Origin of the sequence: Herbidospora solisilvae (assembly GCF_009901565.1) — a bacterium.
In the GTDB taxonomy this organism is placed as follows: Bacteria; Actinomycetota; Actinomycetes; order Streptosporangiales; family Streptosporangiaceae; genus Herbidospora; species Herbidospora solisilvae.
The window spans coordinates 23,810-36,913 of sequence record NZ_WXEW01000014.1 but is presented as its reverse complement, the minus strand read 5'-3'; the positions used below and the strand labels follow the sequence as shown (position 1 = coordinate 36,913).

General features: G+C 73.5%; 7 protein-coding genes. 3 read left to right on the top strand and 4 right to left on the bottom strand.

Going from position 1 to position 13,104, the window contains the following annotated elements; all coding sequences use genetic code 11:
* Window positions 1-23: 23 nt before the first annotated feature.
* From GT755_RS36610 to GT755_RS36600, 3 genes are read left to right on the top strand one after another with little or no spacing between them, the layout of a single operon-like run.
* Window positions 24-1,418 (top strand): beta-N-acetylhexosaminidase, encoded by a 1,395-nt coding sequence (locus GT755_RS36610; RefSeq protein ID WP_161484156.1) that lies wholly within the window; start codon window positions 24-26, stop codon window positions 1,416-1,418.
* Window positions 1,419-1,437: 19 nt separating this feature from the next.
* Window positions 1,438-4,602 carry an ATP-dependent helicase gene (locus GT755_RS36605; RefSeq protein WP_161484155.1) on the top strand — a complete coding sequence of 1,055 codons (3,165 nt, stop codon included), beginning with the start codon at window positions 1,438-1,440 and terminating at the stop codon, window positions 4,600-4,602.
* A complete protein-coding gene (locus GT755_RS36600; protein ID WP_161484154.1) occupies window positions 4,596-7,832 on the top strand; it encodes a UvrD-helicase domain-containing protein in 3,237 nt (1,078 codons plus the stop codon). Before GT755_RS36605 ends, GT755_RS36600 begins: the two co-directional genes overlap by 7 nt.
* Here the strand turns inward: GT755_RS36600 and GT755_RS36595 are convergent.
* The 4 genes from GT755_RS36595 to GT755_RS36580 are packed head-to-tail and all read right to left on the bottom strand — an operon-like array spanning window position 7,811 to window position 13,048.
* The gene (locus GT755_RS36595) at window positions 7,811-8,860 is read right to left on the bottom strand and encodes a type III PLP-dependent enzyme domain-containing protein (protein ID WP_161484153.1); all 1,050 of its coding nucleotides are present in this window, start codon (window positions 8,858-8,860) and stop codon (window positions 7,811-7,813) included. The two genes, GT755_RS36600 and GT755_RS36595, sit on opposite strands and share 22 nt — an antisense overlap.
* Window positions 8,857-10,362 carry an IucA/IucC family protein gene (locus GT755_RS36590; RefSeq protein ID WP_161484152.1) on the bottom strand — a complete coding sequence of 502 codons (1,506 nt, stop codon included), beginning with the start codon at window positions 10,360-10,362 and terminating at the stop codon, window positions 8,857-8,859. Before GT755_RS36590 ends, GT755_RS36595 begins: the two co-directional genes overlap by 4 nt.
* A complete protein-coding gene (locus tag GT755_RS36585) occupies window positions 10,359-11,918 on the bottom strand; it encodes an IucA/IucC family protein (protein WP_161484151.1) in 1,560 nt (519 codons plus the stop codon). Before GT755_RS36585 ends, GT755_RS36590 begins: the two co-directional genes overlap by 4 nt.
* On the bottom strand, window positions 11,915-13,048 hold the full coding sequence (locus GT755_RS36580) for an ATP-grasp domain-containing protein (RefSeq protein WP_202610946.1): 1,134 nt from the start codon (window positions 13,046-13,048) through the stop codon (window positions 11,915-11,917). The genes GT755_RS36585 and GT755_RS36580 overlap by 4 nt, the downstream gene beginning before the upstream one ends.
* Between the last annotated feature and the right edge of the window lie 56 nt (window positions 13,049-13,104).

Genomic DNA, 13,104 nt, shown 5'->3' with positions numbered 1-13,104 from the left:
CGGAACCCCTTCAGCTCTCCCTCGTGCCCTACCCCGCCTCGGTGACCCGCCTGGAGCAGGGCTTCACGCTCGAACCCGGCGACGCGGTCACCTCCGAGGAGCCGGCGGTCGCCGCCCAGCTCGTCAGTGGCGTCAGGGCCGACACCGGCCTGGAGCTCACCACCGGCCCCGCGGGCCGGATCAGGCTCGACCTCGACGCCTCCCAGGCCGGGGCCGAGGGCTACGAACTCACCGTCGGCCCCGACGGCGCCCGCATCAGCGCCGCCACCCCCGAGGGACTGTTCCGGGGCGCGCAGACCTTCCGTCAGCTCGCCCGCGAACGGGTGCTGCCGGGCGTGCGGATCAGCGACCGCCCCCGCTACGCCTGGCGCGGCGCGATGCTCGACGTCGCCCGCCACTTCCGCCCGGTCGCCGACGTGAAGCGGTTCGTCGACCTGATGGCGGCCTACAAGCTGAACGTGCTGCACCTGCACCTCACCGACGACCAGGGCTGGCGCATCGCCGTCCCCGGCTGGCCCAACCTGACCACGGTCGGCGCCTCCACCGAGGTGGGCGGCGGCCCCGGCGGGTTCTACACGGCCGCCGACTACCGCGAGATCGTCCGGTACGCCCAGGAGCGGTTCGTCCGCGTCGTGCCCGAGGTCGACGTGCCCGGCCACACCAACGCCGCCCTGGCCGCTCACCCGGAGCTCACCTGCGACGGGGTGGCGCCCGAACCGTACACGGGCATCAAGGTCGGCTTTTCGGCCCTCTGCCCCGGCAAACCGGAGACCGCCCGGTTCCTGGCCGACGTCCTGAAGGAGCTCGCCGCCCTCACCCCCGGCCGCCACCTGCACATCGGCGGCGACGAGGTCGAGAAGCTGAGCGAGCGCGAGTACGCCCAGATCGTGGAACTCGCCGCCCAGGCCGTGACCGCCAACGGCAAGGAGGTCGTCGGCTGGCAGGAGGCCGGCGCGACCGCCCTGCCGCCGAACGCGCTGGTCCAGTACTGGCAGACCAACGGCGGCCCCGAAGTCGTCGAACGCGCGGTCGCCCGGGGCGCGAAGGTCATCATGTCCCCGGCCAGCCGCGTCTACCTCGACATGAAGTACGACGACACCACCCGCATCGGCCAGACCTGGGCCGGCACGACCGAGGTCGACGACGCCTACGACTGGGACCCGGCCACCCTGATCGACGGTATCGGCGACGACCGCATCGAGGGCGTCGAGATGGCCCTGTGGACCGAGACCGTCGTCACGATGAACGACGTCGAACTCCTGACCTTCCCCCGCCTCCCGGCCATCGCGGAGGTCGCCTGGACCCCGCAGTCCCAGCGCTCGTTCGACGCCTTCGCGGCCCGCCTGGCCCCGATGGCGACCGTCTGGGACCGATGGGGGGTCGACTACCACCGTTCGCCGCGCATCGCATGGCCATGATCTGGTGCAATAGAGCGTTATGAGCTATCGGCTGGTGCGGCGTGGGGGCGTGGGACGGGGTCCCGGTCCTGTGCTCGACGAGCATCAGCGGGCTGTGGTGGCCCATGAGAGCGGGCCGCTGCTGGTTCTGGCGGGTCCCGGGGCCGGGAAGACGACCACCATAGTCGAGAGCGTCGTCGACCGGGTCGAAGCGCGCGGCGTCGACCCCGAGCGCGTCCTGGTCCTCACCTTCAGCCGCCGGGCCGCCGGGGAGCTGCGTGACCGCGTCACCGCCCGGCTGCGCCGCACCACCCGCACGCCCCTCGCGCTGACCTTCCACAGCTACGCCTACGCGCTGCTGCGCCGTGAGGCGCTGGAAGCGGGTCAGCCGCCGCCCCGGCTGCTCACGGGGCCCGAGCAGCTGCTCGAAGTGCGGCGGCTGCTGCACGGCGAGCTGGAGGACGGGGCCCGGCAGTGGCCCGAGGCGATGCGCGAGTGGCTCAAGACGCGGGGGTTCGCCGAGGAGGTGCGCGACTTCCTGGCCCGCGCGCGGGAGCGGGGGCTCGACGGGCCCGCGCTGGTCGAGCTGGGGCACACCCACGGGCGGTCCGACTGGGTGGCGGTGGGGCGGTTCGCGGCCCGTTACCAGGAGCGGTTCGACCTCGATCCGATCTGGACGCTCGACTACGCCGAGCTGATCCGCGAGGCGGCGGCGCTGCTGGCCGACGGGCCGGTCCGGGACCGCGAACGCGCGGCCTACGACGTGGTGTTCGTCGACGAATACCAGGACACCGACCCGGCCCAGGAGCAGCTGCTGCGCGGGCTCGCCGGAGACGGGCGCGACCTGATCGTGGTGGGCGACCCCGACCAGGCGATCTACGGGTTCCGCGGCGCCGAGGTGCGGAACATCCTCGACTTCTCCGAACGGTTCCGGACCGCCGACGACGCGGCCGCGCCGGTCGTGGCGCTGCGCACCTGCCGCCGCATGGGTGAGGACCTGCTGGCCGCCTCGCGCCGGATCGCGGGCCGGTTGCCGGTGCCTCCGGGCTGGCGCGACACGTCCCACCGCGACCTGCACGCCGTCGACGGGCTGGAGCCGGGCGAGGTCCGGGTGGTGATCGCCGACAGCGTGTCGCAGGAGGCGGCCGTGGTCGCCGACACGCTGCGGCGGGCGCACCTGCTCGACGGCGTGCCGTGGCAGCGGATGGCGGTGCTGGTGCGCAGCGCGACCCGGCAGGTGCCGATGTTGCGGCGGGCGCTGCACACGGCCGGGGTGCCGGTGGTCGTGACGGGCGACGAGGGGCCGCTGATCACCGAGCCGGGGGTGCGGCCGCTCATCCTGCTGCTCAAGGCGGCGGCGCGGCCCGAGTCGCTCGACGTGGCCACCGCCGAGGAACTGCTGACCGGCCCGCTGGGGGGCACCGACATGATCGGTGTACGCCGCCTGCGGCGCGGGTTGCGGATCGCCGAGCACGAGGCGGGGATCGTGCCGCCCCGGTCGAGCGACGAGCTGATCGTGGCGGCGGTGCAGAGCCCCAACGAGCTGACGCTGCTCGAACCCCACGTCGCCGCGCCCGCCCAGCGGCTGGCCACCCTCCTCGCCACGGCGCGGCAGACGGTGGCCAAGAACCTGACCGCCGAAGACGCCCTGTGGGAGGTCTGGAAGGCCAGCGGCCTGTCGGAGCGGTGGACCCATTCGAGCCTGGGCGGCGGGGCACGCGGCGGCCAGGCCGACCGCGACCTGGACGCGGTGGTGAACCTGTTCGACTACGCCGCCAAGTTCGTCGACCGCCTGCCGCAGGCCGGCGTCGAGGTGTTCGTCGACGACCTGATGGCCCAGGAGATCCCGGCCGACTCGCTGGCCGCCCAGGCGCCCGACGGCGAGGCGGTGCGCATCCTGACCGCCCACCGCGCCAAGGGCCTCGAATGGGACGTGGTGGTGGCCGCCGGGGTGCAGGAGGGCGTCTGGCCCGACCTGCGGGTGCGGGGGTCGCTGCTCGGGGTCGAGTCGCTGGTCGAGGTGGCGGGCGGGATCGCGCTCGACGGCACCGACGCCGAGAGGTACGCGCTCGGCTCGAAGATGCTGGCCGAGGAGCGGCGGTTGTTCTACGTCGCCGCCACCCGCCCCCGCCGTCGGCTGGTGGTGACGGCGGTCGGCGGCGAGGACGCCGACGAGCGCCCCTCGCGGTTCCTGAACGAGCTGGTCCCGGGCGGCCTGGAGAACGCGACCGTCGACGACCGGGCCCGCTGGCTGAGCATGCCCGCCCTGGTGGCCGACCTGCGCGCCGCCGTCTGCGACCCGACCCGGCCCGAGCCGATGCGCCGCGCCGCCGCCCGCCATCTGGCCCGGCTGGCCGACGAGGGCGTGCCGGGGGCCGACCCCTCGTCGTGGTACGCCCTCACCGAGATCTCCGACGACCGCCCGCTGGCCTGGCCCGACGGGGTGGTGCAGATCTCGCCGTCGGCGGTGGAGAAGTTCACCAAGTGCGGCCTGCGGTGGGTGCTGGAGACCGCGGTCGGCACGGGCGGCGAGAGCGTCCCCCAGGTCTTCGGCAACGTCATCCACGCCATCGCCGTGCTCGCGGCCGAGGAGCACACCACCGACGAGCTCGCCAAACGGCTCGACGACGTGTGGGACGACCTCGACTTCGGCGGCATCTGGTTCAACCGCAAGCAGCGCGCCGTGGCCGAGAAGATGGTCGACCGCTTCCTCACCTGGCACCGGGAGAACCCGCGTGAGCTGGTCGGGTTCGAGGAGTCGTTCACCCAGGTCGTCTCCGACGGGATCGTCATCAAGGGCCGGGTCGACCGGGTGGAGCGCGACGGCGACAACCGGGCCGTGATCATCGACATCAAGACCGGCACCGCCAAGCCGCGCGACGACGAGCTCGACCGCCACCCGCAGCTCGGCGTCTACCAGCTCGCGACGGTCCTGGGCGCGTTCGAGCGCCACGGCATGACCGAGCCCGGGGGAGCCGCGCTGCTCCAGGTCGGCAAGGCCGCCGGGACCGGCCCGCTGGCCAGGGAGCAGGCGCAGCTCCCGCTCGCCGACGACGTCGACCCCGGCTGGGCGCAGGACCTGGTCACCACGGTCGCCGCCGGCATGTCGGCCAACCTGTTCGTCGCCAAGGTCAACGACGGGTGCCGCACCTGCGCGGCCCGGTTCTCGTGCCCGGTGAACGACGGCGGGGGCCAGGTGTGCTGACCCCGTTCGACCTGGCGGCGACGCTGGGTGTGCCACCGCCCACGCACGAGCAGGCCGGAGTGATCTCGGCCGACCTCGGGCCGATGGTCGTCATCGCGGGAGCCGGGTCGGGCAAGTCCGAGACCATGGCCGGGCGGGTCGTCTGGCTGGTCGCCAACGGGTTCGCCAAGCCCGAGCAGATCCTGGGCCTCACCTTCACCCGCAAGGCGGCGGCGGAGCTGGCCGAACGGGTGCACAAGCGGCTGACGACGCTCGCCGAGAAGACCGAGACGCCGATGGACCTGGAGGTGGAGCCGACGATCTCCACCTACCACGCCTACGCCGCCCGCCTGGTCACCGACCACGCCCTCCGGGAGGCCATGGAGCCGACGATGCGCCTGGTCACCCCGGCCGTCGCCTGGCAGATGGCGGCCCGCGTCGTCGGCCAGTACGACGGTCCGATGGACCAGATCGACCTCGGCCCCCCGAGCGTCACCGCCGCCGTGCTCGACCTGGCCGGGGAGATGGCCGAACACCTGGCCACCGCCGACGAGGTGCGCGACCACGGCAGGCGCTGGTCCGAACGGCTGGCGATGCTGCCGGGCCGGGTCACCCAGGCCCAGCGCCGGCCGGTGCAGACCCATGCCGTGCGAGAGCAGCTGCTGCCGCTGGTGGAGGCGTACCAGAAGCTCAAGCAGGCCCGTGAGGTGATCGACTACGGCGACCAGATGGCGCTGGCCGCGCGCATCGCCTCCCGGCACGAGGAGGTCGGTGAGATCGAGCGGGCCCGCTTCACCGTGGTGCTGCTCGACGAGTACCAGGACACCAGCCACGCCCAGCTCGTGCTGCTGCGGTCGCTCTTCCGGGGCGGGCATCCGGTCACGGCCGTCGGCGACCCGTGCCAGTCGATCTACGGCTGGCGGGGCGCGTCGGCGGGCAACCTGTCGCGGTTCCCGCACGACTTCCCGACCGCGCAGGGGGAGCCCGCGCCGGTCCGGCAGTTGTCGATCAGCTTCCGCAACGGCGAGCGGGTCCTCGACGTCGCCGCCCGCATCCAGACCGACCTGCGCCGCGAGAGCGCCGAGGTGCCGGTGCTGACGCCGGGGGAGAACCGGGCCGACCGTGGCCGGGTGGTGTGCGCCTACCACGCCACGGCGCACGACGAGGCCGAGTGGATCGCGGAGGGCGTACAGAAGCAACTGGGCCTGGAACTCGCGCCCGACGGCCTTCCGTGGGGGGAGGGCGAGCGGAGCAAGCCCCGGCAGGGCCCGGCCCTGCAACCGGGCGACGTGGCGATCCTGGCCCGCAAGCGCTCGCAGTTCCCGACGCTCCGCAAGGCGCTGGAGGCGCGCGGCATCCCGGTCGAGGTGGTCGGGCTCGGCGGGCTCCTCACCGTGCCCGAGGTGGCCGACATCGTCGCCACGCTCCGGGTCATGTACGACCCCACCGCCGGCGACGCCCTGATCAGACTGCTGGCCGGGCCCCGCTGGCGCATCGGCCCCGCCGACCTGAAGCAACTCGGCGACCAGGCCAGGGAGCTCAACCGCGAGCGCGACGAACGCGGCGGACGCCCCAGCGACCCCCTCGACCAGGTGGTCGCCGACCTGGAGGCCGAACGCGGCAGCATCATCGACGCCCTCGACGAGCTGCCCGACCGGCCCGAGTGGCTCGACCCCTACTCACCGCTGGCCCGCGAGCGGCTGCCGAAGCTGGCCGAGGAGCTGCGGACGCTGCGTGCCCACGCGGGTTTGCCGCTGCCCGACCTGATCTCCGAGGTGGAGCGCCGGACCGGCCTCGACGTCGAGGTGGCCTCGCGGGGCGGCAGCCCGCTGGCCGCCCGCGCCGACCTCGACGCCTTCCTCGACGCGGCGGCCCGGTTCGCCGGTGACGCGGAAGACCCGACGCTCGGCGCGTTCCTGGCCTATCTCAAGGCGGCCGAGACCGAGGAGTTCGGCCTCGAAGGCGGCCGGGTCGGCGAGACCAACAGCGTCAAGCTGATGACCGTGCACGCCTCCAAGGGCCTCGAATGGCCCGTCGTGATCGTGCCCGGCCTGTCCGAGGTCACCACGGCGGCCGGTGGGCTGGCCCGGGGCAGCATCTTCCCGGCCACGCCGGTGACCAACTCCCGCTGGACCGACAACCCGCGCAAGCTGCCCTACGCGCTGCGCGGCGACGCCCGCGACCTGCCCGCCCTCGGAGGGCTGACCAAGGAGGAACTGGCCGACTTCGACGCCGCCTGCCGGGAGCGCGACCTGCGCGAGGAGCGGCGGCTGGCCTACGTGGCGGTGACCCGGGCCCACTACCTGCTGATCGCGTCGGGCTACCGGTGGGGGTCGGCGTCGCGTCCGCTGGAGCCGTCCCGGTTCCTGCTGGAGGTCCGCGACCACGCCTCGTCGGTCCCGGTCTGGACCGACGACGACGCCGTGGAGAACCCGCTGCTGGCCGAGCCCGCCGAGGCGGCGTGGCCGTCCGTGGTGGTCCGCGACGGGATCGCCGAAGGGGCCAGGTTCGTCCGGGAGGCCCTCGACGGGCTCGACGAGGAGGGCGTCGGCGAGCTGCGGCAGTGGGAGCAGGAGCGCATGCAGTCGTGGGCGCGCGACACCACGCTGCTGCTGCGCGAGCGCGACCGGCGGCGCGAGGGCAACCTCGTGGAGCTGCCGCTGCGCCTGTCGGTCTCGTCGCTGGTCTCCCTGGCCAAGGACCCGTCCGCGTACGCCCGCGAGGTACGCCGCCCGCTGCCCCACAAACCCGCCCCCCTGGCCCGGCGGGGCACCTCGTTCCACCGCTGGCTGGAGACCCGGTGGGGCCAGCAGCGACTCATCGACGAACTCGACCTGCCCGGCGCGGCCGACGACCTCAACGAGGCCGACCAGCAGCTCCGGGTGCTCCAGGCGCGCTTCGAGGAGAGCGAGTGGGCCGAGCGCACCCCGATCGACCTGGAGGTCCCGTTCGAGACCGTCATCGCCGACCGGCTGGTGCGCGGCCGGATGGACGCCGTGTTCCCCTGGAACGACGGCTACATCGTGGTCGACTGGAAGACCGGCAACCGGCCGCGCGGGTCGGCCGCCGCCCGCATCCAGGCCATCCAGCTCGCCGCCTACCGGCTGGCCTGGGCGAAGCTGGCCGAGGTGCCGCTGAACCGGGTGAGCGCGGCCTTCCACTACGTGCTGGAGAACCGCACCGTCCGGCCGGTCGACCTCATGGGCCTCGACGACCTGACGGCGCTGATCTACGGCATCCCCGAGACGTAGTGGAACTCCGGCTTCGGGTGCATCAGGAAGTCGTGGTGGGAGATGTTGTACGCGTAGGCCCCGGCCATCGCGAAGGCGACGACGTCTCCCGGCGCGAGGGCGGCCCTGACCCGTCGGGCGAAGACGTCCTTCGGGGTGCACAGCTGGCCGACGAGCGTGACCTCCTCCTCGTGGCCGCCTGAGCCGAAGACCGTGAAGGGCTGGTCGTGGCCCTTGGTGACGGGTGTGCGCAGGTGGTGGGTGCCGCCGGTCAGGATCGCGAACAGCTCTCCGTGGACGCGCTTCACGTCGAGCACCTTGGTCAGGTACCAGCCGCAGTAGGCGGTCATCGCCCGGCCGGGCTCGATCCTGACGACCTCTCTGTCGAGTCCGCGGAGACCTGCCCCGTAGGCCTCCCAGTCGAAGAGGTTCGCGGGATCGGTGTAGTCCACCGCCATGCCGCCGCCGACGCACACCTCCTCGCCCGGCAGGGCGTGGCCGGCCATCGTCTTGGCCAGGCCCGTGAGGGTGGCGGCGTCGAGGCCGCTGGCGAGGTGGGCGTGGATCCCCCTGATCCGGGCCCTGCCCGGCCGGGCGCGACACTCGGCCACCATCGCCGGGTCCATCCCGAACGGCCCGCTCATCGCCAGCGCCGCGCCCTGCGCCTCGACCCGGAGGTTGATGCGCAGCAGCACGTCGGCCGGCTCCAGCAGGCCGAGCTCCCGGGGGCTCTCGACGTGGAAGCGGTAGGGCATGCGCGTCAGGTCGGACGCGGTCTTGCCCGGCCCGCCGAACGCCAGCCGCTTACCCGGGAACAGCGCCGAGACGTGGTCGAACTCGCCGCCCGACGACACCTCGAACCCGTCGACGTGGGGCTCCAGCGTCCGCAGGATCGCCGGGTCGGGGTTGGCCTTGACGGCGTAGTAGACCTCGATCCCCGACATGGCCGCGCGGATCCGGGCCGCGTGGGCGTCGAGCGCCGCGAGGTCGTAGACGTAGGCCGGCACGTCGCCCAGCCGCCCGGCGATCTCCCGGAGCCCGGCGGTCACGCGACCACCAGCGGGTTCGCCACCGGCACGTAGGTCGCGGCCCGGTCGGCCCGCCGCTCCCACCGCACGGTCAGGTTGGCCTTGGCTGGCAGCGGCACCCCCGACATCAGCCGGGCCAGCGGCTCGGGCCACCCGATCGAGTCGCCGTAGGCGCCGATCTCCTCCGCCGCCACGCCCCACAACGTCTCCAGGGACGCGTCCACGGACGCCGCGATCTCGGCCAGATGGTTCACGACCAGGCAGTAGACCACCCGGTCCCAGCCCTTCTCCGGCGTGTACGTCATCGCCCGCGCCACCTCGTCGGCGACCCCGGCCAGGTCGTGCCCGACCAGCTTGGCGCCCTCCAGGTCGCGGAACACCGCCTGCACGGGCCGCCCGTCGGCGTCCAGCCCGACCAGCACGTTCTGCAGATGCGCTTCGAGCACCACCCCGTGCCGCAGGAACGCCTCCAGCACGGGCAGCGCGACCACCTCGACGTACGAGCGCCACCACGCCACGGGGTCGTCGCCCCCGAGCTCCCGCAGGGCCAGCGCCCCCGCCAGCACCGGCGTGACGTCGGGTCCGCACCGGCCGCGCGGGCTGCACCGCACCAGCACCCCGAGCCCTTCGAACAACTCCCGGCCCAGGTCGACGGTCCGGTAGCCGGGCTCGGGCAACCAGCGGGTGCCCGGGAACCGCTCGGTGAGGGCCGCGAAGACCGGCGCCAGCCGCCGCGACAACTCGACCCCGCCCGCCAGTTCGTACCAGGCGTTCTTCCGCACGCAGTTGGTGATCCGCACGTCGAGGGAGAACTTCAGGCACTTGTCGAGCAGCGGGTCGTAGACGGTCCGCACCGACGACGTCGGCAGCACGTCGTGCTCGGCCGGGCCCAGGTCGATCAGCCGGTCGCCGTCGACCGGGGGCCGGATCAGCTCGAACTGCCACGGGTGGACCGGCAGCAGCCGGTATCCCGGCGGCACGTCCGCCGGGATACCGTCGAGGGCGCTCACGTCGCCCTCCTCGACGACCAGGTCGTCGCGCACCGCCAGCAGCCGCAGGGGGAAGCGGGCGTAGGCCTCGGGCGCGTAGTCGAGCCAGTCGCCCCTGGCCGCCTCCCGGGCCTTGGGGGCCGGATGGAACGGATGCCCGAACACGAGGTCCTGCTCGGAGGCCATCCACTCGTCGGCGGGCGGCTTGCCCTGGGCGCGGGCCGCCAGCAGCCGCTCGACGACCTCCCGGCTCCCAGCCACCTGCGCCGCGAACTCGCCGTTCACCCCGGGAAGCTCCCGCGCGACGAGCTCGACCAGGTCGGCTGAGCGCAGCGGCTCCCAGGCCGGCCCGGTCAGCCGCTCCGGCTCGGAGACGCGCAGGGCGGTGCCTCCGGCGGTCTTCGCCCGCAGCCACACCCCGCCGACCCGCACCAGCGTGTACGGCCCGGCCGGGAACGCCTGGCCGGGCAGTTCGCGGATGCAGCACCGGAGAAGGGCGGCGACCGTGGCGTGCTCCGCGACGTTCGTGTTCATGGGCCGGAGGACCCCTTTCGCAGATAGTTGGGGCCGCTGGTCCCGTAGAACTTGTTGATGTCCTTCGCGCCGCTCCTGGCCTTGGAGACGAGGCTGCCGGCGGTGACCATGCTCTTGCCGACCAGGCGGGCGGCCTCCAGCGTGCGGTTGCGCAGCAGCCGGGCCATCGGGTGGTCGCCGTGCGCGTCGAGGGCCTCGGCCAGCGCGGCCCGCACCAGGTCGGGCCGCAGCGTCACCGCGGCGGCGGCCAGGTGCAGGGTGATCGTCACGAACACGTCGGCCAGCGCGTGGGGATCGCCGGTCAGCATGCGCTCGTCGGCGAAACCCGGCACCTCGATCCCGGCCGCCGCCAGGTGGTCGGGGGAGGCCAGCAGCCCGTCGTTGTCCTTGACCAGCAGCCGCATCGGGCCGTCGCCGAAGACGAGCGCGAGGTTCTGCTGGTGCGCTTCCAGCGCGACGCCGTACCGGACGAAGAGGGTGACGTTCCAGGTCAGCAGCGCCCGCAGGTAGTCGGTGAGCAGCGCCTCGACGTCGCCGCGGTAGTGCCGGTCGGCCAGCGCCTCCAGGACGCCGGGCGCGTTGAGCGCCGCCACCGAGACGATCTCGCCCTCGGGCAGCCGCCGGACCATCCAGGCCAGGAACTCGTTGCCCGAGTGGGCGAACTCCTGCTCCCCGGCCAGGCACACGCGCAGGCCGGGGTGCCGGTCGAGCACCTCTCCGAGCAGCCGCTCGGCCCGCGCGCCGTCGTCGAGCACACCCGGCTTGATCGACCTTCGGTTGCGCACCCCGAGCGTCGCCGTGGCGAGCGGCATCTTCAGGTGGGTGCGGGGTGACACCTCGACCGTGCGCATCGACAACGTGGGGCGTACCGGCAGCAAGTCGAGCGGCGCGACCACGGCGTTCACCTGCGGCAACGACAGCGGATGCACCGGGAACAGGCGGTGGGTGGCGGCCAGCCCAGGCGGCAGGCCGACGGCGGCGAACGACGGGAAGAACTCCGGCGCCGGTCCGGCCCCCGGCACGGCCGCCCAGCGCAGCGTGAACCTCGGCGCGAACTCGGGCGCGTAGGCGAGCAGCTGCTCCTCGGTCAGCCCGTGGCGGCAGCGGGCGGTCGGATAGACCGGATGGTCGCTGAACGCGGCCAGCACCTCGTAGCCGATCGGCCCCAGCTCGGGCAGCCGGTCCTCGACCGAGGCGCGGTGGCGGTCGAGCAGTTCCAGGCCGGTCAGCGTCTGGCGGCACTCCTCTGTGAAGGCGGCCACCCCTTCGGCGTCGGCCGGGTCGGCGACCCTGGCCAGCGTCGCCAGCACCTCGCGCAGCCGCACGGCCTCGCCGGGGGCCACGGTGAAGTCCTGGAAGAGCCCTTCGAGACCGCCCGAGGGGAACCCGGGAGCCAGCCGCACCCGCCGCGCGGCCGACAGCGGCACGTAGGCGCCCGCCTTGTCCCAGCTCAACCGGCCGGCGAGCCCGCCGACGTCCTCTCTGATCAGGGCGTTGAGCACCCGCGCCGCCAGGTAGCCGTCGCGGCCGACCCGCACCGCCGTGGCGTTGGTCACGCGACCACCCAGGGGTGGGCGTCCAGGAAGGCCTTCGCGGCCGTGTCGACGGCGTCGCGGGTGGGGCCGACGGCCCGCAGCAGGGCCAGGTAGTCGCGGTTGGTGTGGGTCACCGCTACCGGCTGCCCGGCCTCCTTGAGCGGCAGGTGCCAGAGCCGCACGTCCTCATGGGCGCCCGTGAGCTCCTTTGGCGCCTTCATGATGGTGCCGGGCCGGGTGGCCAGCACGCTGATCGCCGCCGCGTGCCCGCCCGGCCGGGGCGGCTCGGGGGCCGGTTCGCCCGCGTGTACCCGCAGGATCCACTCGAACAGTGGCACGTCGAGATGGTCGGCCAGCAGCAGGTCGCAGTTGTCGCCGATGACCCGGTAGTTGACCTCGACGACGCGCGGGCCCTTCTCGGTGAGGACGTATTCGGTGTGACAGGCCCCGAACCCGACGCCCAGCGCCTCCAGCTGGGCGAGGACCTCGTCGGCGCCGGCGAGTTCCGGCGACCAGTCGAGGCGTTCCTCCACGAAATGGGGCAGCGGGCCGAGCGTGGTGTGGAACCCGCCCAGCACCCGGGTCGTGACCCCGTCGCCGAGCGTTTCGAGGGTCATCAGCGGCCCTTCGAGGTACTCCTCCGCGACCAGCACCGCCCCCGGGCGTCGCGTCCAGATGTCCCGTGCCGCCGCCGCGAGGTCGTCGTGGACCAGGACGACATCCTCGCTGGCCACCCCCTCGCGCGGTTTCACCACGACCGGGTAGTCGACCTCGGGCGGCGGCTCGCCCGGCACCACCCGGGCCGAGCGCACGTCGCCGAGCGCCCGCCGGGTGAGCGCCTTGTTCTTGGTGGTCAGGCAGGCCCGCCAGCCCTTGCCCGGCAGGCCGAAGTAGTCGGCGGCCAGGGCGGTCTCGACCTGGAGGTGGTCGGAGTTGGAGAAGATCACGTCGGGCCGGTGGTGGCGGGCGATGACGTCGATGACGGCTCTCGGGTCGTGTACGTCGGCCGCGATCGTCTCGTGCCCCGGATAGCCCTCCGGTTGATCGGTCAGGATGGTGACCTCCCACCCGAGGGCCTTCGCGGCGGGCAGGAAACCCCGCGTGACCGAGTCGGTGGGGTTGAGCGTGGTGAGGTACAGCCGCAAGTGCATCCCCTGAGGTAAGGCTTACCTAACCTCTAGAACCTTACTGGGGAACGGGCGTCTGC

Excerpts from the sequence above, each read along its gene's own strand:
- GT755_RS36605 (WP_161484155.1), top strand. The coding sequence starts at position 1,438 with ATGAGCTATCGGCTGGTGCGGCGTGGGGGCGTGGGACGGGGTCCCGGT.
- GT755_RS36590 (WP_161484152.1), bottom strand. The coding sequence starts at position 10,362 with ATGAACACGAACGTCGCGGAGCACGCCACGGTCGCCGCCCTTCTCCGG.
- GT755_RS36580 (WP_202610946.1), bottom strand. The coding sequence starts at position 13,048 with ATGCACTTGCGGCTGTACCTCACCACGCTCAACCCCACCGACTCGGTC.